Origin of the sequence: Streptococcus parasanguinis, from assembly GCF_019929185.1 — a bacterium.
Lineage (GTDB): Bacteria > Bacillota > Bacilli > Lactobacillales > Streptococcaceae > Streptococcus > Streptococcus parasanguinis_O.
Genome location: NZ_JAHZPC010000003.1, coordinates 107,111 through 132,936 on the forward strand (window position 1 = coordinate 107,111; position 25,826 = coordinate 132,936).

Below are 25,826 nucleotides of genomic sequence, written 5' to 3' on the forward strand. Positions count from 1 at the left end.
AAAGACAGGTCCCATACGGGACCTGTCCATCCTGTTTTCGCTAAGAAAAGTCTATTTCACATGCTTTTCAAGTTCTTTTTGCGCTTTTTTATTGGATTCTTCTTTTTCTTTCTTCCATTGTTCACGCGCTTTGTCGTAGTCTTTCGCCGCTACGACCTTGTCTTGAACTTCTAAATACTTATAGTTAAAGGTTTGACCCTTGTGGCCGGTCCAAGCAAAGGCTGCAGAGTATGGTACAGTCTTACGAACGACTGGAGAAGCTCCATCCGAATGAATCGGAATCAAGAGGGCACTATCGGTCAACCAAGCTTGAGCCGCAGCATATTTTTCATAACGCTTGTTGACATCTGTGTTTTCTTTTTGAGCGTCTTCAATTAATTGATTGTACTCATCAAAGCCAGCTGCTTTTGCCGCCGCATTATCCGTACCAGCATCGAATCCAAAGTAAGAATTGGCATTTTCACCAGATTTACCACTGGTGATGTCGATGTAAGAAGATGGGTCCGTATAGTCTGGTCCCCAGCCCAAGTTATTGTTTAGATCCCAGTCTTGTTGGGAAGCATTTTCAGCAAAGTAAGTCACTCGTTGAAGATCATCCTCAGAAACCATATTCAGATCGATGACAATATTTTCTGCTCCCAATGTAGATTCAATCGACTGTTTGAAGGATTGGGCTTGTTTGATTCCTTCCGTATAAGTCGAAGAAGTTGGAAGGTCTAAATGAATTGGGAATTCAACTCCTTGAGCCTGCAAGTCTGCCTTAGCTTTGGCAAACTCTTCTTTGGCCTTGCTTGGATTGTAGAGGGTGTCTTTTCCATCTGCGACAGAGACCCCTTTCCATTCATCCCCATAAGCTTCTAAGTCTTTTTCTACTGCATCACCAAATTGTTTGCCATCGATTTGGACAAAGTTTGGTGGCGTAAAGGTATTACGGATCACCTTATTGGCACCCGCTTCCCCGTTAGTTTGCGCTACATAAGCCTTGCGGTTGAAGGCAAACATAATAGCTTGACGGAAGTCCTTGTTCAAGATTGCTTTCTTGGTAGAGGCCTTTTGAGCATCCGTGGTCTTCTTTGTGATTTCATAGGCCTGACGGTCAATGTTGAAGGAAAGGTTATAGGTTGAGGAACCTTGGTCAGTATAGACGATGTCGTCCTTATGCTTCTTCTCTACACTCTTATAGTTGGAACCATTTGGGAAAACACGGGCAACTGTATAGTCACCGTTATCAAATCCACGGATCAGAGACTCGGAGTCTTGACCATCATAATAGGTCAGTTTGACTTTATTGATCTTGACATTTTCCGCATCCCAGTAGGTTGGATTTTTTTCTAATATCGCAGAAGATTTCGAAGTAATGGATTTGATCAAATAAGGTCCGCAGTAAAGGATACTAGACGGAGAAGTTCCTTGACCATAGTCATCCCCTTTAGATTTCAGGAATTCTTCATTGACTGGCATCAGGATCCCCATCGTAGTCTTGGAATTCCAGAAGCTTTCTGGTTGGCTCAAGGTATATTGAACGGTATAATCATCAATCGCTTTCACACCAACGGTTGAGAAATCAGATGTTTTCCCTGAAACATAGTCATCCAAGCCTTTGACAGATTTTTGGACCAAGTAAATCGCTTGTGATTTCTTATCTGCCGCGTGCTTGAGACCTGTCACAAAGTCTTGGGCCTTAACCTCTCCTCCATATTCTTCCCCTTCAGAAGTCATCCATTTGACCCCTTTGCGGAGTTTATAAGTATAGGTCAAGCCATCCTTGGAAACAGTCCAGTCTTTAGCAAGCGATGGGATCAAGTTCCCGTACTTGTCCACTTCCAACAAGCCATCTATCGCATTTCCTGTAAACTCGGAAGTCGATTTTTTATTGGAAATCGAGTAGTCTAAGGTATCCGGATCCTGGGTATAGACATAGCTAAATGTCTGACCACCAGAGCTACTAGATTTCCCTCCTGAGCAGGCTGCCAGTACACCAGCTGATAAAAGCAGAGCGCTGGTAGCTAAGAGTACCTTCCCTTTGTTCATATAAATCACCTCATTGTAAAAAATGTTATACTCAATTTAAATTATAGCACTTTCTAGGGAAATGTAAACGCTTTTACTGCGAAATTATTCTATTTTTCCTTTATTTTTTCAATTTCTACTTTTTCTAAAATTTTTTCAAGTTGAATCCCTGGCCTGTATGATATAATGGAATCTATGAATTATGTGAGACATTTACACAAACGACTAAAACGCAGCCTCTTGTCCCTCCTTGTAGGAGTCTTGACATTAGGCCCTATTTCCACTGCTTTTGCGGATGACATCTACCAGCAAGAAGATGTCATGAAAATCGCAGCTGATGCTGGACTGGTATTGGACGATTTTTACAAGCCTAAGGCTGACATCGTCATCGACGCCAATACTGGAGCCATTTTGTACGGAGACAATATCGACACGGTCCGGGACTCCGGAAGCATGGCCAAACTCATGAGTGCCTATGTGGTCTTTCGGGCCCTTAAGGAAGGCAAGATCAAATATGATACCGTGGTCACAGCAACAGAGGCAGACCAAGCCATCTCGGAAAACAATCTGTTAAGTAACTCACCGATTGTAGCTGGTGTTGACTACAAGGTATCTGAATTGATCAAGATGCTCTTTGTTCCATCTTCTAGTGCGGCCGTGATTATGCTCGCCAACGCCGTCACTGACAATGATCCCGATAAGTTTTTGGACTTAATGAATCAGTACGCACAAGAAATGGGGATGAGCCATACCAAATGGCACAATCCAAATGGGGCGATGATTTCGGTCCTTCAGGGCTACTACAATCCTCAGCGCTACGATGTCAATGCCAATAACGAAATTACAGCGCGGGACATGTCTATTCTGGCTTATCACATCGTAAACGACCTGCCAGAAATGTTGGAATACACCAAGCAAGCTCATACTACCATCATGGAAGGTACCCCCTACGAGCAAAGCTATGATAACTACAATACTTCCCTCGAAGGTGGAAAGTTCGCCCTTAAAGGAACAGATGGACTCAAAACTGGATCCAGCCCGACTGCTGACTACAACTACACCGCGACAACCAAGCGGGGGAAACAGCGGATTATCGAAGTCATTTTGGGGGTTGGAAACTACGATGTCGAGATCGCCGAAAGTTACCGCAATCAAATCGGGAATACCTTGGCTGAGAAAATGTTCGCAGACTACCAGTATAAAAAAATCCTCTCTGCAGGCGATCATACCATTGACGGGAAGACAATTCACTTGAAGCAAGACTTCTATGCGACCGTTAAGAAGGGGACGAAGCCAGCGCTAAAACTAGAAAATAACCGCCTAGTCGTCCAGAACGGCTTGCAACAGGTATCTCCAAGCATTAAACCGGGAGTGGCCGTCAGTGAGTCTAAAGCAACGACCTCTAGCAGTAAAAGCAAGGGACTCGATGTTATGTGGCTCTTCTGCTTCTTGCCTGCCGGAATTTTATACCTGATCTTTAAACAAACCGATCCAAAAAGAAGAAAATAGGAAAAGAACTCCCATTACCATAAGGTATGGGAGTTCTTGGTTTGTCGACAAAGCCATCTTAGGCCAAACCTTGAACGTAGGCATCTACTGCTACGATGGCTTGGGCAATATCAGAAGCCTTCACTTCAAATGGCATTTGATGGATGGTTTCTCCTTCGATGGTGGCCTGTTGGCCAACCTTGAGAAGATCTTCATAACTTGCAGTTTCAAGATGCATTTCTTTCAGAGTGGTTGGCATACCGATTTGTTGATAGAAACGAATGTATTTATTCAATTCTTCCTTAGGACGGTTTTCTAAGAACAATTGAACTAACGTTCCGTAGGCTACTTTTTCACCGTGAGTCAAATGGTGGATGTCCCCAGTAAGGGCTGTAAAGCCATTATGGATGGCATGGGCAGCTGCTAACCCACCACTTTCAAACCCAATACCACTAAGAAGGGTATTGGCTTCAATGATGTTTTCAAGAGCAGGGGTTACGACTTTGGCTTCACAAGCAGCCATGGCTTGGAGTCCATCAGCAAATAAGGTTTCTTCACAACGTTGTGCAATGGCGACACCCGCTAAGGTTTGTCGTTGACCCAACATGGTTTTTCCATTGGCTTGCATTACCGCACGCGCTTCGACCCAAGTCGCTAATCCATCTGCGATTCCAGAAGCGAGCAAACGTTTTGGTGCTTGAGAGATGACTTTGCTATCCACCAAGACCAATTCTGGGTTTTTAGAATAGAAAATATAGCGAGCAAAGGCACCTTCATCCGTGTAGATAACTGACAAAGCGGAAACGGGAGCATCTGTAGAGGCAATGGTAGGGGCAATCACAACTGGTGATTTTAAAAGATCGGCAATAGCTTTCGCACTATCGATGGTCTTTCCTCCACCAAGTCCAATGACCAAATCACAGCCATTTTCTTCTGCCAAACTAACCACACGATTGATTTCGTTATCAGAAGCTTCTCCATTAAAGAAGACTGGCAAGACTGTAAATCCATACCGAAGGAGATATTTTTCAAATCGTTCTCCTACGATTTCATAGACTACTGAGTCGCATAGTAATACAGGATGACTCCCCAGTTCTAAAATAGGTTTTGCATTTTCAAATAAGGCATTTTCCCCTTGAATGTAACGTGACGGACTTGCAAAATTTCTCATATACTCCTCCTTTATCAAATTATATTCTGATGATGAATAGCTGACCAATCATTTGCAAAATCATTCACCGCTTTTTCAATTGACGGCATTCCAAAAGCCGCTTCAAAGACATCAGCCCCAGCAGTGATGGCTTGTGCCCCTTCTTTGAATGCTCGATTGACTTGACCGACATTCTTAAAGGATGCTGCTAGAATTTTGCTTGATGATTGATTTTTTTCGATTGAATCTGCCAATTGTGCTATTACCTGTGCTGAATCAATATTCAAGTTCTCCATTCGATTATAATAGGGAGCAAGGTAATCTGCGCCTGCTTCAATAGCCAAAAGACCTTGAAATACAGTATAAATTGCGGTTGCAGTAATTTTATAACCTTCTGATTTTAATGTTTTGATAGCTGCCAACCCCTCAGGAGTAACCGGAACTTTAATAAAAACATTTCCGCCACATTCTTGTCGAATTTTCGCAGCATCTTTTAAAATACCGTCATAATCTTTCGCAACAACTTGCACATGGATAGAAGGAGCTTCACCAATGATCTCCCGAACCTCATGAATCCGTTTAAAGAAATCGATTTCTCCTTCTTTTTTGGCAATTGTTGGGTTAGAGGTTACCCCAGCAAGAGGTAACACTCGAGCCCATTTTTTTATTTCATTTATATTTAAAGTATCAAGCATAAATTCCATATACATACCTCTTTACTATAGAGTATGCTCTGTCCGTCCAATAATATCATCTTGTGTAGCTCTTGATAGTACATTGAAGAAAGCTGAGTAGCCTGCAACACGTACAATTAAGTCACGGTGTTTTTCCGGATGTTTTTGAGCATCTAATAACGTTTCTCTAGAAACCACATTATATTGAATATGGTATCCATGTAGACGATTAAAGAACGTACGGAGTAAAGCAATAAGTTTTAATTTATCTTCTTCTTTGGCTAAAGTTTGTGGGTTTACTTTTTGGTTCAGTAAAACACCACCAACTATTTCATCTGTTGGCAATTTAGAAACTGATTTTAGAACAGATGTTGGGCCATGTTGGTCCATATTGTGGGATGGAGAGCATCCTTCTGCTAGTGGAGTTCCAGCATTACGACCGTCCGGAGTAGCTAATGTTCCACGACCTTGTCCTACATTGGCTGAAATAGAAGATGTACCTGAGTAACGGATACCACCGATTGGCCCACGTCCATAGCGAGTATTTGGATATTTAGCAATTTCATCCACATAAATATCGTATGCTTCTCGAACTAAGCTGTCTGCATAGTCATCATCGTTTCCATACTTCGGTGCATCATGGATAAGCATCTCTTGGATTTCTTTTCCACGTTCGCCCTCGTAATCGGTTTCCAGAGCATGCCATAGTTCTTGTGGTGTTAAGCGCCCTTCTTCAAATACCAGTTTCTTGATCGCTGCAAGCGAATCGGATAAGTTTGCAATACCCACTTGTAAACCAGAAATATAATCGTAGACAGCCCCACCTTCTTTTAGGTGTTTTCCACGTCCAATACAGTCATCTGTCAAAGCTGAACAGAGGATATCTGGCACTTCTCTTTCAAGAGATAGGTCGATAGAGTTTTCTACGATCACACTCATGCGGGTTAAGTGGCGTAAGGTCTTGTCCCATGCTGTTTGCAATTCATCGAAGCTCTTCATGTCTTTAAAATGACCAAAGCTTGGTGCAAAGCGCTTGCCAGAAGCAGGATCGATTCCGTCATTCATCGTAATGAGCAAAACTTTAGGGAAGTTCATATAACTCATACCTGTACAGCGATATCCCCACTTACCTGGAACAGCTGTTTCTACACAACCAATTGCACTGTAATCATAAGCATCTTCTTCAAGCACGCCTTTTGAAATAAAGGATGGAATAATGATCTCATCATTATTGAAAGCAGGCATACCGAATCCGAGCTTCATAACTTCAATACATTCGTTCATGAAGCGGGCATCCAAACCAGCATGGTAACGAACAGTTAAGTTTGGTTGAGGAAGGTGAGTTTGAGCAACAGACTTCAACACTAAATAAGACAATGGGTTAACAGCGTCTTTCTTATCACGCGTTTGACCACCAATCGTAACATTTTGATAAAGCGGACTACCTGCAGATGAGAAGGTATGTGCTTGACTACGTACTTTGTTAATTGTAATAGTCTTAATCCAAAGGTTGGTCAAGCGTTCAACAATACTCTCTTCAGTTTCCCGTCCACTTTCCAAATCAGCTTTAACGTATGGATACATATATTGGTCAAAACGGCCATATGAAAGTGAGTGTCCATTTGATTCAATCTGAAGAATACATTGGATAAACCAAACAGACTGAACAGCCTCTGCAAATGTACTTGCAGGCTCGTATGGAACTTTTGAGCAAATCTCTGCAATTTCAAGCAATTCCTTCTTACGTTCAGGAGTTGCTGTCTCAGCAAGTTGTTTAGCAAGTTCAACAAATCGTTGAGCATAGGTCTTAACAGCATCAACTACGATAAAGATAGAATCGTAAAAATGGTACTTATCAATGCTAGCTGGATCCGTTAGATCTAGGGCTGCTTTAGCTTGGCGGGCTCTTTCTTCAAAACCTTTCAAGCCATATTGCAATAATTTTTGATAATTGACTGCTAAGTGGGCATCTCCTGAATTCATCTTCCCTTCCATACCGAAGAATCCTGTTTCCATATAGACAGATACTTCTTCAGGTAGAAGAGCTCCAGCTCTTGCACGTAAGTTATTATTTTCCCAGAACGGTGCGATACTACGGAGCTGCTCTTTCGTTTCTTCCGTAATATAGAAGACGTCACCATCCCGCTTTTCAAAAAGATCCAATTCCTTCAGAACGAACTCTAAAGTATATTCTGGGAAGATCGGAGCATCTTTATTAGAGGATGCTTGGTTTCCAGCAATCATGGATTCATCCTCAATATAGATTGTCATATTTTCAAGAATCTCTTTCAACATATAGGCACGTTTAAGAACATTTGGTTGTTCCTTATAACGATCATATGCCTTAGTTGCAAGAACGGCACGTTCAGCGTCGATATAAGGCTTCTTGTTTAAGACATCTTCACGATACTTATTCATGCGTTCAGTGAGGCTTCCAAAATATTCTGTTTTAATGCTTGTACTTGCTACTTCTACTTGTTTCATTTTTTCAAAACCTTTCTTTTGAAATTATTTTGTTTTCTTTCGTAACTATAGTAGCATTAAATTTTACGAATTTCAATGAATTATGGATAATACCTATAAATTCTATTCTAGTCGCACATCTGTGCACTCCTAATAAACGCACTATTTTTCAGCTTGTAATTCGTTGTTATAGGCAAGATTATCTTGGAATTTGAAGAATGGGAAATATACGACAGTCGAGGTTGCGAGAACCAGCACTTGAACGAAAGCACCTTGCCAACCTCCAACCATAAATCCAGAAATAATGGCTGGTGTACTCCAAGGAAGGGTCACACCTGAGAATGGATGCATGAACCCAATAGCAATTGAAGTATAAACAATTATCGCTGCTAAAATTGGAACGATAATAAATGGAAGGAACATCACTGGGTTCATTACAATTGGGAAGCCAAATACGACGGGTTCATTAACATTGAAGATTGCAGGAAAAGCTGCAACTTTCCCAAGTGCCTTATATTGTTTTGACTTAGCAGCAAATAACATAGCAACAACCAAACCAAAGGTTATACCTGATCCAGACAAAATAAGGAAACTATCTAGGAATTGTTGAGTTACAATGTGAGCACCATTTTCAACGGATAGCTTCCCAGCTGCCAACATTGATTTATTGGCATCCAGGTTAGAAAGTAGTAAGGCTGTTACTACACCATTGACAACTGATTGTCCGTGCACACCAAACCACCACAAGAACGAAATAAAGAAGGCAATTCCAATCGCTCCGTAAAGTGATCCTGTTAGACCTTGTAGAGGAACCTGAATGACATCATAGATCATTTCAATGAAAGTACCGCCACTTGTCACTACTTTTGATACGATATAGACAATCATTGATAGTAAGAAAATCACGAAAGCAGGAATCATCGCTTCAAATTGTTTGGCAATGGCTTGAGGTACTTGTTCTGGCATTTTAATAACAATGTGTCTTTGGATAAACACAGTATAAATCGCACCAACTACCAGACCTATAATAATAGCCCCGATAATCCCTTGACCACCAAACCATACTTTTGCAATGGCATCACCAATTGGTTCTCCCTTAGCTGGTACATAAGAAGATTTTAACAAGATAAAGTATGAAGATAGGGACAAAACTCCTGCTGGCAAGGGTTCTACTCCACTGTTTTTAGCATATGAATAACCAATGGAGAAGCACGAAATTAAGCCCATGATGGCGAATGTTCCTGAATAAACCTGCATAAATGGCTCTGTCCACGTATCGCCAAATACACTAGCAATAGCCTGATTAAGGCCTTCAAATGGTAATTGCCCAATAATCAGGAACAAACTACCAACTACCGTTAATGGAAGGATCGCTAACATCCCATCTTTAAGAGCAATAATTCCTTTCAAGTTTACAAACCGCATGATTGGAGCGATAATTTTCTGAGAATTAAAATTAGACATGGGAAGCCTCCTTATTTTTCTCCTAGCAATTCTAGAGCTAGATTTAGTACTTTCTTACCATCCAACATCCCATAATCTGCCATAGGGATGACAGCAATAGGAATATGGTTTGCCTCACAAATCGCTTTTGATTTATCCAAAGTATAAGCTACTTGAGGGCCCAACAAAGCGACATCGATTTCAGGAGCAAAATCTGCTAATTTCGCTTGAGAATAGGCATCGATTTCAGCATCAATCCCTAATTCCTTAGCCGCCACCTTCATATTATTTACCAACATTCCTGTTGAAAATCCTGCTGCACAAAACAATCCAATTTTCATCTTCTTTTCCTCCTTATTGTTTCGCTGAAAGTTCTTTACGTAAGTCAATCATTTCTTTGATCAAGTTAATCTCTGTGATTGAAGTCATTAAGTGATCTTGTGAGTGCACAAACAAAGCTGTAATCTCTGTCTTTGTCCCACCTGCTTCCTGGGCTAAAAATTGTGTTTGCAAGTTATGCGCTTCTAGCAATGCTGCATCTGCTTTCGCAATTTCGTCTTCAGAAGATGTAAAATCGCCCTCCTTAGCATATGATAAAGCTTGGTAAATATGCTGTTTAGCATCACCCGCATTTAAAATCAATCCCATAATAATTTGGTCTGCAACAATTATTTCCATGTGCACTACACTCCTTTATCAATCTACTGAAAGCGCTTTTTCTATTGTCAATATACCATTTATATTTTTGCCGGTCAATAAAAATCACAACATTTGATTATTGTTTTTGTTTTTTGCACATTTGTGCTATTCAACTCAAAAAAATAAGGACTGCATTCCTGCTGTCCTATTTTTTAGTAAATTGCTGATCACCATCTAATTCTAAGACTTTTAAGATCGTTGCTTCATCTGTGACTAAATGATTGATATAGTTGGCTTTCAAAACCGATAAAAGTGCTTTTGCTTTCTGATCACCGTAGGCCAAAGAGATGGTGTTTGGTACCTCTCTCAATTCCTCCAATGTGATAGATATTGTTCTTTCCTGTAATTCAGGATAAACGGGGATACCTTCTTGATCAAAGAAACGACAGCATACTTCTCCTACAGCATGTTCTGACTCCAATTTCTTAAAATCATTTGATGTCAGCATATCAAACCACTGAGGATTCTTGCTATCTGCATAGCCACCAATCCCTACAGCCGCAACATCCAAACAACGCCAACTAGCTTTCAAATCCTCAAAATACTTAGAAGATAAGATGCCTTCCGTCACCTCAGAATTTTCTTGAATGACACTCGCGTTTATAAAATGACATTCCCCATGAAATTTACTCGCCATACTGTAGATCAGCGTATTGACATGGTAGCGAGCATGAATATGACTGGGACCTCCAGCTAGGGGATAAAACTGTACACCATCCAAGCGCTTCGTTCCAACTTGTTCTACCATTAATCTGAGAGACTTGCCCCATGAAAATCCGACTGTCATTCCATCTTCAATCAAATTACGAAGCATGACCGCACTTGCTTGCGCCAGTCGCTTTTCAAGGCTTTCTCGAGGTTCATCAACTAGATTCGGTATAATCTCGATAGCTTTTAAGCCATATTTTTGTTTGATATAATTTTCTAAATGGAAGAGGCGAGTATCAAAGTTTTCGATTTCAATTTTTACTACGCCCTCTTTCTTGGCCTCTGCTAGCATTCTGCTGACAGTTGTACGGTAGATTCCAGTTTCTGCTGCGATTTGCGATTGACTTTTGTCTTCAACATAGTATAGATAGGCTAATTTAGCAAGTAACTTTTTCCGTTCATCTTTCAATTGGCTTCTCCTTCTTATACTAAAGTTAAAATTGTTTGTGAATCCTCAAGTTTTTCTTTCGCTTCTTGAGATATATTCTTATCTGTTATGACTCTCGAAACTTGTGAAAGTGCAAATCGTCTGACAGTTCCACATTTCCCAAATTTACTTGAATCTGTTAAGACAATCACTTCTTTAGAAACATCGGACATAGCTTGAACAACTTCACTTCTCATCATATCTTTCCCAGTAAAGCCAAGTTCGTCATCATATCCGTCTACCCCTACAAAAGCAAAGGGAACTCTAAAAGAGCGGATTAATTCTTTCAAAAGCGGACCTACAGTCACTCTCGATTCTTTTTGAAATTCACCACCAAGTAGGATGATTTTACAAGAATCATATTCCTGAATATAATCTGCAATAAAGTAAGAATTTGTCACAATCTTGACATTCTTTTTTGTTTGGCAAATTTCTTCCGCTAGCAAGGCACATGTAGAGCCCGATTCAATCAAAACCGTGTCGTTATCCTTAATTAATTTAGCAGCTTCCCTGGCTATTCTTTTCTTGGTATCATATTGAAAGGACAGTCGAACATTGATATCATCTCCACTATTTAAAACAGCATAGCCGTGTTCTCTATGCAATAATCCTTTGGATTCTAGCTTGTCCAAATCCTTTCGAATGGTCACTTTAGAGACTTGTAATTTCTCAGACAAACTATTAACATCAATCTTTTCAAATTCCGATACTAATTTCAATATTTCATCTAAACGTTGCATTGTTTTTACCTCTTCTCTATTTTAGCAAATTTTCGAGTGAATTCAAAACAAAATAAACTTTCGTTCGTAATTGAATTAGTTTCTTAAATAATGTATAATGGACTTACTAGATTGATAGGAGAGCAAAAATATGGAACAAAATCGCGGCATAATCTTTAATATCCAACACTTTAGTATCCATGATGGCCCTGGAATCCGAACTACTGTATTTTTAAAAGGATGTCCCCTACGTTGTCCATGGTGCTCCAATCCTGAATCCCAGCGTGCAAATCCTGAAAAAATGTTGGATGCTGTTACTAAAAAGGAAACCATCACAGGAGAAGAAAAAACAGTTACCGAGATCATAGATGATGTCTTAAAAGACGTTGACTTCTACGAAGAATCTGGTGGTGGCCTTACCCTGTCTGGTGGAGAAATCTTCGCTCAATTTGAATTTGCCAAAGCTATCTTAAAAGCTGCGAAAGAAGTTGGACTTCATACTGCAATCGAAACGACAGCTTTTGTTGAACATGAGAAATTTGTCGATCTCATTCAGTATGTTGATTTTATTTATACAGACCTTAAACATTACAATACACTTAAACATAAGAAGGTTGTCGGAGTCAACAATCATCTGATTATTAAAAATATTCATTATGCCTTTGCTCAAAACAAAACAATCGTTTTACGTATTCCAGTCATTCCTAATTTCAATGACTCTTTAACTGATGCTGAAGAATTTGCTTCCCTTTTTAATTCTCTCAACATCGATGAAGTACAACTTCTCCCATTTCACCAGTTTGGAGAAAACAAATACAAGCTTTTAGGACGTCGCTATGAAATGGAAGGAATAAAAGCCCTGCATCCAGAAGATTTATATGACTACCAGCAAGTTTTTTTAGATCATGACATTCACTGTTATTTCTAATCCACTCAAAAATCCCCAAAACTAGTTTCAGTAGATTGAAACTTGGCTTTGGGGATTTTTATTTTTTTACGACCGTCGAGAAAAAGAGAGATTGCCTGGTGGGCATGGCCCACATGGTCAATCTCCTATTTTCTTCTCGCTTTTTTTACGGGCTTAGTATCTTGATTTACCAAATAATCACACGATCTTCTGGTGCGCGCCACATGCCGTCGCCTTCTTTGACATCGAAGGTTTCAAAGAATTCGTCAAAGTTTGGTAATTGAACATTGGTACGGAGTTTTCCTGGTGCGTGGACATCGACACTTGCGAGAAGTTGCATGTACTCTGTCCGAGCTTTCATGCGCCAGATGCGAGCAAAGTTGGTGAAGAATTCTTCTGCTGAGAAATCTTCCTCTTTCTTAGCGGCTTCAAGGGCTGCAGCGATACCACCGAGGTCTGCCACGTTTTCAGAAACGGTCAATTTCCCATTAATCTTGGCACCGTAAGAGTCTTGCCCTTCGAACTGATCGATGACCTTTTGCGTGCGAGCGGTAAAGGCTTCGTAATCTTCTGGCTTCCACCAGTCTTTCAAGCTACCGTTTTCATCAAAGGAAGCACCATTGGTGTCAAAGGCATGGGAGATTTCATGGGCAATGACCGCACCGATTCCACCGTAGTTGGCTGATGATGATTGGTGAAGGTCATAGAATGGTGCTTGTAAAATCGCTGCTGGGAAGACGATTTGGTTTTGTTGCGGATCATAGTAGGCATTGACCATATTAGCTGGCATGTGCCACTCGCTTCGATCAACCGGTTGGTTCCACTTGCTCCAAGTATGGGCAATGGAAATTTCGTAAAGGGCTTGAGCATTTTCCACCAAGGTCTTGCTCTCGTCGATGATCTTCTTGGCGTATGTTTCTGGTAATTTTTCAGGGTAGCCGATATGCGGTGTGATGACATTGAGCTTGACAATAGCTTTTTCGCGAGTTTCAGGAGCGAGCCAGCCTGCTTTTTCCAGACGATCCTTGTAGACCTCAATCATGGTCGCTACTTTATGCTCTACGTCTGCTTTTGCTTCTGGTGAGAATTTTTCACCTGCATACCAGAGTCCAAGCGCTTGGCTATATGGTACTTCTGCTAATGACAAGGCCGCCTTTTCTTTTGGACGAGCTTCTGGAATACCCGAAATGGTCCGTCCATATTCACCAGCCAAGACACGAATTTCTTCGGTTAAGAATAAAGTCCAATCTACGGCTGCACTGAGTTTCAATCTTGCATGAATAGTTTCCCAGTTGGCTGCTGAATAGAATGTTGGTGCGAATTCCTTCCAGAAACGCTCTTCTGGAACGATGATTTTATCTGGTGTTTGTCCGATCACTTCTGTAAAGAAAGTATCGAGTGGCAATTCTGGAACCAAGGCCTTGAAATCTGCCCACTTATAAGGATGGTAGAGTTTATTGTACTCGGATCTTTCTTCATTTGACAAGATATATTTGGCCAATTCTGCATCCGACGCAATGACCTTATCCAGGATATCTTTGATTTCTGCCTCTGAGAATTCAAATTTAGGTAAAAGTTTTTCCATCATTTGGCGCCAGATAGCCAGTAATTCTGGGCCTTTTTCGTTGCCTTCTTCATAGTAGGTCGTATCTGGCAAGATATGAGCCGGCGCTTCTCCCCACAAGACATTCATTTGGGCATTCATATAGTCTGGTGACACGCTAAATGGCATGATATTTGGTTTGCCAGCTAGTTCATAGGCTCCCAGCTTGCTGGTATAGTCTTCAAAAGAAGACAAGGCCTTGATTTCATTGATCAAGGGCATGGCTGGTGCTACACCAGCTGCTTCCCGTGCATCAAAATCTGCCACCATTTTATGGTATTTGACAAAGTTTTGCAGAATGCTGTCTTCAGGCAGCTCTTCTCCCCGTTGCCATTTCCCAGTGATATCCAACATCAAGTTTTCGATGTCTCGATCTAAGTCCATAAAACCACCAGTTGACGGTTTGTCATCAGGAATAACAGCTGTCTCAGCCCATTCCCCATTGACGTAATCATAAAAATCATCTTGTAAACGTACCATGATCTTCTCGCTTTCATTCTTTTCTATTAACCTTATCAAAAATAGGAACTTTTTTCAATGATTACAAGTAAGTTAATCTAAATTATTTTAAAAATTAACTTGACTTAATTTTTTTATTTATGTATATTAATAGTAAAGGAGCAAACTCATGATTCAAATTGAACATCTAAGTGTTGCCTACCAGCAAACACTGGCCTTGGAGGATCTTTCCCTCACCATCCAGGGTCCAACCATCCTAGGAATTCTTGGGCCCAACGGAGCAGGAAAATCAACCCTGATCAAGGCCATGCTAGGACTTCTCCCTCATTCGGGAAGGGTCCAGCTCGATCAAAAAGACCTCAGCCAAGTTCTTCAACGGGTGGCCTACGTCGAACAGAAATCCGCTATTGATTTCCACTTCCCCATCACGGTGCGGGAGTGTGTCTCACTGGGCCTCTACCCCCATCTTTCTATCTTCAAGCGAAAAAGTAAAGAAGATCTCCAAAAAGTGGAAAATGCCATGAAGCTTGTCAATCTTCTTGATCTAGCAGATCGCCAGATTGGTCAGCTTTCAGGAGGACAATTCCAACGGGTGCTGATCGCCCGCTGCTTGGTCCAAGAAGCAGATGTCATCTTTTTGGATGAGCCCTTTGCAGGGATTGACTCCGTTAGCGAAGACATCATCATGCAGACCCTCCAGACCTTGAAACAAGAAGGCAAGACCATCCTGATTGTCCATCACGACCTCAGCAAGGTCCCAGCTTATTTCGACCAGGTCCTCCTCCTTCACCGCAAGCTGATCGCTTTTGGAAAAACAGAGGAAACCTTTACCAAGGAGAATCTGCATGCAGCCTATGGGCATGAACTCTTTATAGGAGGTGGCGTCGGATGATTACAGAATTTATTGATGGATTACAGCAATTCCACTTCTTACAGAATGCCCTGATCACAGCCATTGCCATCGGTATTGTCGCTGGAGCTGTCGGATGCTTTATCATTTTGCGAGGAATGTCTCTCATGGGAGATGCCATCTCACACGCGGTCCTTCCGGGGGTGGCCCTGTCCTTTATCCTTGGCATCAATTTCTTTATTGGCGCCATTGTCTTTGGGCTTCTAGCTTCCATCCTTATCACCTATATCAAGAGCAACTCCATCATCAAGAGCGACACAGCGATAGGGATTACCTTTTCTTCTTTCCTTGCCTTAGGAGTCATCCTGATTGGAGTCGCAAAAAGTTCCACCGACCTCTTCCATATCCTCTTTGGGAATATCTTGGCCGTGCAAGACCAGGATATGTGGATGACCATCGGTGTTGGGGTGGCGGTCTTGCTGGTAATTGTCCTGCTCTTTCGCCCCTTGCTACTCACTTCTTTTGATCCCGTTCTAGCTCAATCCATGGGCGTCCGGGTCAAGATCTATCACTACCTCCTCATGGTGCTCTTGACTTTGGTTTCTGTCACTGCTATGCAAAGTGTCGGGACCATTCTCATCGTCGCCATGCTCATCACACCTGCTGCGACAGCCTATCTCTATTCCAATAGCCTCTGGTCCATGATGCTTTTGTCCTCTAGCCTAGGTGCTCTTGCATCCGTTCTGGGACTCTTTATTGGCTATAGTTTGAACATCGCCGTTGGATCTTGTATTGTCCTCACTTCTGCCGTCTTCTTTCTCATCAGCTTTTTTATCGCTCCTAAGCAGAGAAAGAACAAGCACGCTCTTTCGTCTCATTAAAGGAGAAACACATGAAAAAAATCGCTTCTGTCCTCGCCCTCTTTGTGGCGCTCTTATTTGGCCTTCTAGCCTGTAGCAAGGGGTCTTCTTCTGGAGCTTCTGGTAAATTGAAAGTGGTCACCACCAATTCGATCCTTGCAGATATGACCAAAAATATTGCTGGGGATAAGATCGAACTCCACAGTATCGTTCCCGTCGGCAAAGATCCCCACGAATACGAACCACTACCAGAAGATGTCAAAAAAACTTCGCAAGCAGACCTGATCTTCTACAACGGGATCAACCTTGAAACCGGTGGCAATGCTTGGTTTACCAAGTTGGTCAAAAATGCCAATAAAGTAGAAAACAAGGACTATTTCGCTGTTAGTGAGGGAGTCGACGTCATCTACCTAGAAGGCCAAAACCAAGCTGGAAAAGAAGACCCACACGCTTGGCTCAACCTTGAAAATGGGATTATCTACGCTAAAAACATTGCCAAACAATTGATCGCCAAAGATCCGAAAAACAAGGACTTCTACGAAAAGAATCTAGCTGCTTATACTGAAAAACTCAGTAAGCTCGACCAAGAAGCCAAGCAAGCATTCAATAACATCCCAGCAGACAAGAAGATGATCGTAACCAGCGAAGGTTGCTTCAAGTACTTCTCCAAAGCCTATGGCGTCCCATCTGCCTATATCTGGGAAATCAATACGGAAGAAGAAGGCACACCTGACCAAATCAAAACGCTGGTAGAAAAGCTCCGTCAAACCAAGGTGCCTGCCCTCTTTGTTGAATCCAGTGTCGATGAACGTCCTATGAAAACTGTGTCTAAAGATACCGACATCCCAATCTATGCAAAGATCTTCACTGATTCCATTGCCAAAGAAGGAGAAAAGGGCGATAGCTACTACAGCATGATGAAGTGGAACTTAGACAAGATCGCAGAAGGTTTGAGTCAGTAGCCCCTTCAGATTTCTAAACAAATCAGTGGCCCCTCCTCCGGTATTGCGGTACAATAAAAACAAAAAAAGGAGTCTTTTTATGGCAACATTTTTAGGAAACCCTGTTACCTTTACCGGATCTCAACTTCAAGTAGGGGAAATGGCTCATGATTTTTCATTGATCACTCCAGCTCTTGAAAAGAAATCTTTAGCTGATTTTGCTGGCAAGAAAAAAGTCCTCAGCATCATCCCATCCATCGACACAGGGATTTGTTCGATGCAAACACGTCACTTCAACAAGACCTTGTCGGACTTGGACGACACTGTCGTCTTGACGGTCTCTGTCGACCTTCCTTTTGCTCAAGGTAAATGGTGCGCTGCTGAAGGACTCGACAATGCTATCATGCTCTCAGACTACTATGATCATTCCTTCGGGAAAGCCTACGGCCTCTTGATCAATGAATGGCACTTGCTCGCACGCGCTGTCTTGGTCTTAGATGCAGACAACAAGGTGACTTACGTTGAATACCTAGACAACATCAACAGCGAACCCAATTACGACGCGGCAATTGAGGCCGTCAAGGCACTTGGATAAACATAAAAAGAGGTCTGCGACCTCTTTTCTATATCTACAAAATCTGTTCAGAACCTTTCCTTAAGTGAGTACGGACGTCAGCGAACTTCTAGGAAGTTCCATGACTAATTATTGAGCCTAAAGTCTCAATAATTCCGAGTGCTTGAAACAACCATGTTTCAAGCACTTTTCTCACAGCGGAAAGTCTCATCACCTACCTACTAGAATAGATCTAAGAACTTAACTATTATAACTTCTTTTAAGAATCTCTTAGGCTATTTTATGTAAAATTACAGTTCTTTCGTTGCTATAAAATCCGATGGAGCCCATTCTGGAGGAGGAACCGCCAGCGTAAGCGAGGGATGCCTCTGAGGAAACTTCGCACGCGTCTTGCCACTTGTTGCTTATAGCTCTTGCCTCCTTGTGCAAAAACTCCTTTTCGACTCCAATAACCTTGCTCTCCTCGGTCATTCTTCGGAGCTAGATAGCGAACATCTTGCTGATAGAGGACATGCTTGCGAAAGGCTGGATCCCAAGCTTTGACGGGGTCAATATCTAAGTCCTTATGGGTCCGGCCCCTAGCCAACCCGTAGTTAAAACTGGCACCATTGACAATGCCATTTTCAGAAATTTCTACTGGATCGACTTCATTGAGGAAATGCCCAGCTTGATCGATAATATACTCCGTATGAAAATTTAACAAGACCTTGAAATTGACTTGTCGGGAGGCTCCTGATGGATAATGAAGGTGACCATCTGGCCCTAGGGAGACCTTGTTGTGAAGGCGAGCAGCCGCATAAGCATCCACCGTGACAGCTTTAGCCTCCTGTAGGTAAGCTTGTAAGGCCTCCTCGTCAGTCTGTCCTGCTCTCGAGTCATGCATCCTAATCCATTGTGCCTGGTAACTTGAAAGTAGGTAACGCAACTGGTGAACCTGGCGTTTCAAAAGCTGATCTCCCGACTGATCCGCTAAGGGATCCCTTTCAAAGGCGACCTGCACGACGCGTGAAAATGCCGTCCAAAAGTCGGATCCTGGCGGACAATCTGGAGCCATCCTACTCAGAAGAAAGGCTGTTTCTTCACAAGTTCCAGACAAGTCACTCGGCATTAGGAGAATTTTCATGACGCCCCTCAGTAAGTCTTGGGCAGCAGTCTCCGTTAGATCTTTGATCTCTTGAAACCACATGTTTTGAAACAGAGGACTGGCAAAGAAAAAGATAGACTGGTATTGTTCTTGGTAGGCTTGTGGATCTTTGTATCCCTGCAAGTGCTTCTCTAGATAGGCTAAACTATTTTCTCTCCAGCCTAGTCTCGCTAATTCCCGTCTGTTCATGATGCCGTCCTTTCTATGCTACTATACTACCATCTTTTGGAGCTTGAGACAATTCTCATTACTCCACTAGCGTTTTTGAGGATTTTTTTGATATACTAGAAGTGAGCGAAGAAAAGAGGAAAGCATGACACCAAACAAAGAAGATTACCTCAAGTGCATTTATGAAATTGGCACAGAAGTAGAAAAAATCAGTAATAAGGAAATCGCCAGTCGCATGCAGGTCTCTCCGCCTGCTGTGACCGAGATGATTAAGCGCATGGTCTCTGAGGGCCTCTTGGTAAAAGATAAGAACCATGGTTATCTACTAACAGATCTGGGTTCGCAATTGGTCTCTGATCTCTACCGCAAGCACCGCTTGATCGAAGTATTTCTGCTGGAAAAACTTGGCTACACAACTGAAGAAGTCCATGAAGAGGCAGAAGTTCTCGAGCATACTGTTTCTGAACATTTCATCGACCGGCTGGATCACATGCTTGGAAACCCTAAGACTTGCCCTCACGGTGGGACAATTCCAAAGAAAGGCGAAAGGCTTGTCGAAGCCTACCAAGACCGTCTCAGTGAAACGACTGAGCCTGGTCTGTATATTCTGCAAAGGGTCTATGACACCTATGAATTGTTAAAATTCTTAGACCAGATCCATCTCCAGATCGGTGATACCATTGCGTTTCAACGGTATGATGATTACACAGGCCTCTATCACTTCGTTATCCAAGGACAAGAAATTTCTATCAACCAAGTGATCGCCCAACAACTCTATATTGAAAAACATGCAGTTTAACCCGACTGCATGTTTTCTTACTTATGGATTTTTCGTATCGAGGATAATGGTCACCGGGCCATCATTGATCAATTCAATCGCCATATCGGCTCCAAAGATCCCTCGTTTGACAGGGACTTCTTTTTCTAATTGATCATTAAAGGCATCATATAACTGACTGGCCATATCTGGCTTGGCAGCCCCTGTAAAAGCAGGACGGTTGCCTTTTTTGGTGTCCGCAAAGAGGGTAAATTGAGAAATCGACAAAATTTCTCCTTGGATATCTTTGACTGAAAGATTCATCTTAGCTTCCTCATCTGAGAAAATACGCATCTGCGATACCTTTCGAACCGCATAATCTAAATCTTTCTGATCATCATCTGGACCGACACCTACTAGAAGCAGCAAACCTTGCTGGATCGAATTGTAGACTTGACCATCAATGGAAACTGAGGCACTCTTGACCCGTTGAATCACTAATTTCATTTTACTATCCTATTTTATAAATCTATCGAGCATTCACTGCTGCGCTTGAAAGAACATCAACCTCAGACGACGAGCTAACCAAGCAATAAAAGAGTTCTTAGCAGCCGACTAGCCGTTGGTCCGTTTAACAGAGTACACCTCCGGCACACTCTTAATCTTATCCACAACTGTTGTCAACATCGATAGGTTCGGAATCCCAAAGGAAATGTGGATATTGGCAAATTTCATATCTTTGGTTGGTTGAGCATTGACAGTTGAGATCATCTTAGCTGTATTGGAGAGGACTTGGAGCACGTCGTTAAGAAGACCTGCACGGTTGAGTCCATAAATGTCAATATGGGCGATGTAGTCCTTGGTCGTATTATTGTCTTCCCACTCGACATCGATCAAGCGTTGCTCGTAGTTATCTTGAGCGCGAAGATTCATACAGTCTCGGCGGTGAATCGCAACACCACGCCCTTTGGTGATGTAGCCGACGATTTCATCACCTGGAACTGGATTACAACACTTAGCAATCCGAATCAAGAGTCCAGAAGCACCTTGGATAACCACGCCACCTTCGTGACGGACCTTCAGGGTGTCTTTTTTATTTTCAACCTTGACCTCGCCACCTTTGACCAGCTCTTCTGCTTCTGCGCGTGCCTTAGCCCGTTCTTCTTCCCGGCGTTCATCCTCCGTCAAGCGGTTAAAGATGGTAATAGCTCCGATCTCTCCAAAACCAATCGCCGCAAACAAGGCTTCTTCTGTCTTATAACTTGATTTTTGTAGCACTTTGTCCATGTGCTTTTTGTCCATGAACTTATTGGCTACCAAGTCATGCTCGTGGAATTGGGCCATCAAGAGGTCCCGACCACGGTTAATCGACAATTCCTTGTCTTGATTTTTAAAGAATTGACGGATCTTGTTGCGCGCCTTGCTAGTTTTAACAAGGGTCAGCCAGTCACGGCTCGGACCAAAGGAGTTGGCATTGGTGATAATCTCCACCTGATCTCCCGTCCGAAGTTTGGTATTAAGAGGCACCATCCGGCCGTTGACCTTGGCACCAATCGCTTTTTCCCCAACCTTAGTGTGGATTTCATAGGCAAAATCGATCGGTCCGGAATCTTTCGGAAGCGAGCGCACGGTTCCATCTGGTGTGAAGACGTAAATCTCTTCTGCCAAGATATCTTCTTTCACATTTTCAACAAATTCTTTGGCATCGCCTGACTGGTCCTGGAGCTCCATCATCTCTTTGATCCAGTTCATCCCAATGGCAGATTCCTTGCTGTTAACCTGACCCTTGATCCCTTTTTTGTATGCCCAGTGAGCGGCAACCCCGTATTCGGCAACCTCGTGCATCTCCTTGGTACGGATCTGGAATTCAATCGGTCCTTTAGGGCCATAGACCGTCGTATGGATGGACTGGTAGCCATTGGCCTTCCGATTGGCAATATAGTCCTTAAAACGCCCCGGCATCGGTTTCCACAGTTCATGGATATAACCCAGCATGGCATAGACATCACTTGGAGTATCCAGAATACAGCGGATGGCAATCAAGTCATAAATTTCATCAAAGCGTTTCTTCTTATCCTGCATCTTGCGGTAGATGGAGTAGATATGCTTTGGCCGGCCATAAATTTTTCCATGCAAATGGCGTTCCCCAGCATAGGTCTCAATCTTGTGGACAACCTCTTCCACCAACTCTTCTCGCTCGCGACGTTTTTCCTTCATCATATGCGAAATCTTGTAGAATTCGACTTCATTCAGATAACGGAAGGACAAATCCTCAAGTTCCCATTTGACGCTGGAAATCCCGAGACGGTGAGCTAGTGGTGCATAGATCTCCATGGTCTCACGCGAAATGCGTTCTTGCTTGTCCTTGCGCAAATGCTTGAGGGTGCGCATATTATGCAAGCGGTCTGCCAATTTGACCAAAATCACGCGGATATCTTGAGACATGGCCATGAGCATCTTGCGATGATTTTCCGCCAATTGCTCTTCGTGGGACTTGTACTTGACCTTCCCGAGCTTGGTCACCCCATCGACGATCACGCGCACATCATGACCAAATTCACGCTCAAGGTCATCCAAGGTCGCGTCCGTATCTTCCACGACATCATGCAAAAAACCACAGGCAACCGTCACAGCATCCAGTTTCAGCTTAGCAAGGATTCCTGCCACTTGAATCGGGTGAATGATATAAGGCTCACCAGACTGACGGAATTGGCCACTATGGCAATCAACAGCATAAACCAAAGCCTTTTGCACAAAGGCAACATCCTCAGGTGATAAATATTTTTTTGTAAGGGCAACGACTTGGTCCCCTGTTAAATTCTCTTCTTTCGGCATTCATTTTCTCCAGTTTCTTGGATACTATTTTAACACTTTTAGAAGCAGATGGGAACCAATGAAGCTACTTTAATATACGGTTACTACTCGAAGATCATTCTGGGATCCACCTTGCTTTCATCATTCGTAAAAGTTTTTTGTAAAAAAACTAACGAAGCGATTCCTTCACTTCGTTAGTTCATTAATTCTGTAACAACACTCACAGCGCTGAGGGCATAGAGTGGTGCGGTTTCTGCACGGAGAATGCGAGGTCCAAGGCCTGCAAGGACTGCTCCTTTGGCTATAAAACTTTCAATTTCTACAGGGGAGAGACCACCCTCTGGTCCAAAGATAAAGAGCAGTTTGCTTCCAGCTTCTAGTCCGGTCAGCGACTGAAGTAAAGCTGCTGCCTCTCCTTCTTTGGCTGACTCTTCATAAGCCACTACGATAGAGTCAAACTGGTCTAACTGAGCCAGAAAGTCTGCCTTTTTCTCAAAAAGGGTAATACTTGGGACTAGATTCCGCTTGCTTTGCTCGGCTGCTCCAAGGGCGATTTTTTCTAGTTTTTCGACCTTCTTACCCAATTTCTTGCCGTCCCACTTAGCAACGGACCAGTCTGCAGGAAAGGCCCATATCTGGCTAGCACCTAGCTCTGTCACTTTTTGAGTGATAAACTCCAGCTTGTCTCCCTTGGGGAAACCTGATGCGATGGTCACTTGGACTGGCAGTTCCACATTGTCTGCTAATTCCTCGATTAGCTCCAACTGACGGGCTTCTACATTGACCACGCGCGCCAAACGCTTGATCCCATCATCAAAGACTAGGGTCACCTGGTCATCTTCTTTCAAGCGCATGACCTGAAACATGTGCTTGCTGGTCTCCTTGTCCTCGATAGTGACAGGTGAGCTCGCACTCCCCTTGACAAAATACTGTTGCATGCTAGCCTCCAATCACACCCGAGATATCCTTAGTTTTTTTGAAGACACAGGCATTCCACTCCCCTTGAATCATGTGGGTTTCAAGGAAAAATCCAGCTGCTTCTGCTGACTCACGCACCATGTTCCACTTGTCCTTGATAATGCCACTCATGATCAGGTAGCCTTCATCCTTGACCAAGCGATAAGCATCATCCGTCAGATGAATGAGGATATCCGCCAAGATGTTGGCCACGATGACGTCTGCCTCAATCTCCACGCCCTTGAGCAAATCGCCTGGCGCCACATGGATATTTTCCATGCCCGGATTGAGCTCAATATTTTCCTGAGCGACCCGAACTGCCACATCATCTAGATCATAGGCAAAGATTTCCTTAGCACCCAGAAGGGAACTAGCGATAGAAAGAACGCCTGAACCTGTCCCCACATCCAGCACTGTTTCGCCACCACGAAGAACTTGCTCCAAGGCAAAGAGGCTCATCTTGGTCGTCGGGTGGGTTCCCGTTCCAAAGGCCATACCAGGATCCAGCTTGATAATCTTTTCTCCCGCAGTCGCCTCATAGTCCGTCCAGGACGGCACAATGGTCAAATCATGGGTAATGCGAGCTGGCTCATAGTATTTCTTCCAGTTGTCTGCCCAGTCTTCCTCAGCCAAAGCAGTCGTCCCCATCTTGACCTCACCCAAATCCATAAAATCTGTCAATTCTGCTAGGCAAACCTGCAAGTCTGCCTCAACCACTGCCACATCAACCGTATCAGGATAGTAGGCTGTCACTACGATTTCTTCTTGCTGCTCTACCTCTGGGAAAATCTCACCAAAACGATCCACATTCCCCACATAGTCCATGCTGTCTTCAATCGCAACACCTTGGGCGCCTAATTCGATTAAGAGGTTAGAGACCAACTCCTCCCCTTCACGCTTCACTGTAACCTTTAACTCTTGCCATGTTTCCATCATTAAGATACCAAGCCCGTAAAACACAAAGCCAAAATAGGAAACTCTCTGAAGACGTTTGTGTCTAAGAGAAGTTTATCTTTTTGGCACCGTGTTTAGGGCGGGTTCAGTTTAGAAATTTAACCGAACCATCCTTTCTATTTCTCTATCAATTTTTTCATGTAGACCATATCCATGCCTTCTTTTTCAGGCTCGATATGAGTTTGATGGTAGCCATTCTTCTCGTAGAAGGCGACCATGCCTGCATCCTGTAACACCGTACACAAATCCCATTGTGTGATGGTTGACAATTCCTCTTCTAGCAATCTCAGTCCCTCAGAACCATACCCTTTTCCTTGATACTGGGGCAAAATCGCTGCCGTTCCCAACCAAGCTTTCGTTAACTCGGCATTGGTCTGAATTCGTAAAAATCCGATGTTTTCTTCATCTTCTTTTACAAAGTAGTAATAGCTATTGGGACGTTCGACTAGTTTCCATTTGATTCGTTCGCGGTCCTCGAGATAAGGGTCATATTCATCATGATATTTTTCATAAACAGCCTTAAAGCTAGCTCTCTGAATTGCAATAATAGTTTCTAAATCCTCTGCTCCCGCTCGAACAAGTGTTATCATAAACCTTCCTCCAAATAATCCCTCAATCTCCCCTGTAGCTGAGGAACTGCCTGTTTAGACTTCAAAAATTCCTCAATAGGCATCAGTTTATAGGCCTGTCCTTCATTCCCAAAGGTAATATTGTCAAATTGTTCTTGTCTTAGCTGACCAACCATAAAGACCGATTGCTTGTCTTTAAAGATTACGCTAGGATAAATCTTGCTCCAAAGCAGACAGTCTTCATCTAAATGAATTCCCAGTTCCTCATAAACTTCACGCGCTGCGCATTCAAAAGGGCTTTCGTTTCCTTCACGACCACCACCTGGCAACTCCCACAGATTGGCCCAAGGAATGGTTGGTTTGTCATCGCGTAAGATGGTCAAAATTTGCCCATCACAAATCAAAGCAATCTTACAACCCGTAAAATTCAAGTGTTTATCCAATAACTCCATGATGATGACCTTTTCTTATCATAACTACTACTCTAT

Annotated in this window: 24 protein-coding genes; 7 read left to right on the forward strand and 17 right to left on the reverse strand. The window is 42.8% G+C overall.

Annotation, left to right across the window (positions count from 1 at the left end; all coding sequences use genetic code 11):
* Positions 1 to 51: 51 nt before the first annotated feature.
* The gene (locus K1I56_RS03140) at positions 52 to 2,031 is read right to left on the reverse strand and encodes a peptide ABC transporter substrate-binding protein (protein WP_223325235.1); all 1,980 of its coding nucleotides are present in this window, start codon (positions 2,029 to 2,031) and stop codon (positions 52 to 54) included.
* Positions 2,032 to 2,196: 165 nt separating this feature from the next.
* On the opposite strand from K1I56_RS03140, the gene K1I56_RS03145 reads away from it, so the two are divergent.
* Positions 2,197 to 3,519 (forward strand): DUF1958 domain-containing protein, encoded by a 1,323-nt coding sequence (locus K1I56_RS03145; RefSeq protein WP_118228544.1) that lies wholly within the window; start codon positions 2,197 to 2,199, stop codon positions 3,517 to 3,519.
* Positions 3,520 to 3,577: 58 nt separating this feature from the next.
* Here K1I56_RS03145 and K1I56_RS03150 read toward each other — a convergent pair whose 3' ends face one another.
* From K1I56_RS03150 to K1I56_RS03185, 8 genes are all read right to left on the reverse strand, one after another.
* The gene (locus K1I56_RS03150; protein ID WP_118228543.1) at positions 3,578 to 4,669 is read right to left on the reverse strand and encodes a glycerol dehydrogenase; all 1,092 of its coding nucleotides are present in this window, start codon (positions 4,667 to 4,669) and stop codon (positions 3,578 to 3,580) included.
* 14 nt (positions 4,670 to 4,683) lie between these two features.
* On the reverse strand, positions 4,684 to 5,352 hold the full coding sequence (locus K1I56_RS03155) for a fructose-6-phosphate aldolase (RefSeq protein WP_049486453.1): 669 nt from the start codon (positions 5,350 to 5,352) through the stop codon (positions 4,684 to 4,686).
* A 15-nt stretch (positions 5,353 to 5,367) separates the two neighbouring features.
* Positions 5,368 to 7,806, reverse strand: a complete 2,439-nt coding sequence (locus K1I56_RS03160; protein WP_023027619.1) for a glycyl radical protein — start codon at positions 7,804 to 7,806, stop codon at positions 5,368 to 5,370.
* A 141-nt stretch (positions 7,807 to 7,947) separates the two neighbouring features.
* Entirely contained in the window at positions 7,948 to 9,249 is a 1,302-nt protein-coding gene (locus tag K1I56_RS03165; RefSeq protein ID WP_049486454.1) for a PTS sugar transporter subunit IIC, read from the reverse strand.
* A gap of 11 nt (positions 9,250 to 9,260) precedes the next feature.
* Positions 9,261 to 9,569 carry a PTS sugar transporter subunit IIB gene (locus tag K1I56_RS03170; RefSeq protein ID WP_013904534.1) on the reverse strand — a complete coding sequence of 103 codons (309 nt, stop codon included), beginning with the start codon at positions 9,567 to 9,569 and terminating at the stop codon, positions 9,261 to 9,263.
* Between the two features lie 13 nt (positions 9,570 to 9,582).
* Entirely contained in the window at positions 9,583 to 9,906 is a 324-nt protein-coding gene (locus tag K1I56_RS03175) for a PTS lactose/cellobiose transporter subunit IIA (protein WP_049486455.1), read from the reverse strand.
* A 166-nt stretch (positions 9,907 to 10,072) separates the two neighbouring features.
* Positions 10,073 to 11,044 (reverse strand): sugar-binding transcriptional regulator, encoded by a 972-nt coding sequence (locus K1I56_RS03180; protein WP_049486456.1) that lies wholly within the window; start codon positions 11,042 to 11,044, stop codon positions 10,073 to 10,075.
* Positions 11,045 to 11,058: 14 nt separating this feature from the next.
* Complete coding sequence (locus K1I56_RS03185) at positions 11,059 to 11,802, reverse strand: DeoR/GlpR family DNA-binding transcription regulator (protein WP_048717589.1); 744 nt, start codon at positions 11,800 to 11,802, stop codon at positions 11,059 to 11,061.
* 130 nt (positions 11,803 to 11,932) lie between these two features.
* On the opposite strand from K1I56_RS03185, the gene K1I56_RS03190 reads away from it, so the two are divergent.
* Positions 11,933 to 12,709: a glycyl-radical enzyme activating protein gene (locus K1I56_RS03190; protein ID WP_048691616.1), complete on the forward strand. Its 777-nt coding sequence runs from the start codon at positions 11,933 to 11,935 to the stop codon at positions 12,707 to 12,709.
* Positions 12,710 to 12,875: 166 nt separating this feature from the next.
* On the opposite strand, the gene K1I56_RS03195 is transcribed toward K1I56_RS03190, so the two are convergent.
* Positions 12,876 to 14,771, reverse strand: a complete 1,896-nt coding sequence (locus K1I56_RS03195; RefSeq protein ID WP_223325236.1) for a M13 family metallopeptidase — start codon at positions 14,769 to 14,771, stop codon at positions 12,876 to 12,878.
* Positions 14,772 to 14,919: 148 nt separating this feature from the next.
* Between K1I56_RS03195 and K1I56_RS03200 the strand changes: the two genes are divergently transcribed.
* The 4 genes from K1I56_RS03200 to tpx all read left to right on the forward strand — a co-directional run bounded on the left by K1I56_RS03200 (position 14,920) and on the right by tpx (position 17,996).
* Positions 14,920 to 15,642 carry a metal ABC transporter ATP-binding protein gene (locus tag K1I56_RS03200; protein ID WP_223325237.1) on the forward strand — a complete coding sequence of 241 codons (723 nt, stop codon included), beginning with the start codon at positions 14,920 to 14,922 and terminating at the stop codon, positions 15,640 to 15,642.
* A complete protein-coding gene (locus K1I56_RS03205) occupies positions 15,639 to 16,481 on the forward strand; it encodes a metal ABC transporter permease (RefSeq protein WP_118397261.1) in 843 nt (280 codons plus the stop codon). The genes K1I56_RS03200 and K1I56_RS03205 overlap by 4 nt, the downstream gene beginning before the upstream one ends.
* An 11-nt stretch (positions 16,482 to 16,492) precedes the next feature.
* Complete coding sequence (fimA, locus tag K1I56_RS03210) at positions 16,493 to 17,422, forward strand: metal ABC transporter substrate-binding lipoprotein/fibrin-binding adhesin FimA (RefSeq protein ID WP_150905190.1); 930 nt, start codon at positions 16,493 to 16,495, stop codon at positions 17,420 to 17,422.
* 79 nt (positions 17,423 to 17,501) lie between these two features.
* A complete protein-coding gene (tpx, locus tag K1I56_RS03215) occupies positions 17,502 to 17,996 on the forward strand; it encodes a thiol peroxidase (protein ID WP_049473113.1) in 495 nt (164 codons plus the stop codon).
* 286 nt (positions 17,997 to 18,282) lie between these two features.
* Here tpx and K1I56_RS03220 read toward each other — a convergent pair whose 3' ends face one another.
* Positions 18,283 to 19,308, reverse strand: a complete 1,026-nt coding sequence (locus tag K1I56_RS03220; RefSeq protein WP_223325238.1) for a DUF3114 domain-containing protein — start codon at positions 19,306 to 19,308, stop codon at positions 18,283 to 18,285.
* Positions 19,309 to 19,432: 124 nt separating this feature from the next.
* Between K1I56_RS03220 and K1I56_RS03225 the strand changes: the two genes are divergently transcribed.
* Positions 19,433 to 20,086, forward strand: coding sequence for a metal-dependent transcriptional regulator (locus K1I56_RS03225; RefSeq protein WP_223325239.1), 654 nt, complete (start codon positions 19,433 to 19,435; stop codon positions 20,084 to 20,086).
* 21 nt (positions 20,087 to 20,107) lie between these two features.
* On the opposite strand, the gene dtd is transcribed toward K1I56_RS03225, so the two are convergent.
* From dtd to K1I56_RS03255, 6 genes are all read right to left on the reverse strand, one after another.
* The gene (dtd, locus tag K1I56_RS03230; protein ID WP_223325240.1) at positions 20,108 to 20,551 is read right to left on the reverse strand and encodes a D-aminoacyl-tRNA deacylase; all 444 of its coding nucleotides are present in this window, start codon (positions 20,549 to 20,551) and stop codon (positions 20,108 to 20,110) included.
* Between the two features lie 108 nt (positions 20,552 to 20,659).
* Complete coding sequence (locus tag K1I56_RS03235) at positions 20,660 to 22,879, reverse strand: RelA/SpoT family protein (protein ID WP_023919595.1); 2,220 nt, start codon at positions 22,877 to 22,879, stop codon at positions 20,660 to 20,662.
* A gap of 173 nt (positions 22,880 to 23,052) precedes the next feature.
* A complete protein-coding gene (locus K1I56_RS03240) occupies positions 23,053 to 23,796 on the reverse strand; it encodes a 16S rRNA (uracil(1498)-N(3))-methyltransferase (protein WP_223325241.1) in 744 nt (247 codons plus the stop codon).
* 1 nt (position 23,797) lies between these two features.
* Positions 23,798 to 24,748 carry a 50S ribosomal protein L11 methyltransferase gene (prmA, locus tag K1I56_RS03245; RefSeq protein ID WP_223325279.1) on the reverse strand — a complete coding sequence of 317 codons (951 nt, stop codon included), beginning with the start codon at positions 24,746 to 24,748 and terminating at the stop codon, positions 23,798 to 23,800.
* A gap of 137 nt (positions 24,749 to 24,885) precedes the next feature.
* Positions 24,886 to 25,359, reverse strand: a complete 474-nt coding sequence (locus K1I56_RS03250) for a GNAT family N-acetyltransferase (protein WP_223325242.1) — start codon at positions 25,357 to 25,359, stop codon at positions 24,886 to 24,888.
* Positions 25,356 to 25,790, reverse strand: a complete 435-nt coding sequence (locus K1I56_RS03255) for an NUDIX hydrolase (RefSeq protein ID WP_223325243.1) — start codon at positions 25,788 to 25,790, stop codon at positions 25,356 to 25,358. The genes K1I56_RS03250 and K1I56_RS03255 overlap by 4 nt, the downstream gene beginning before the upstream one ends.
* Positions 25,791 to 25,826: the final 36 nt, after the last annotated feature.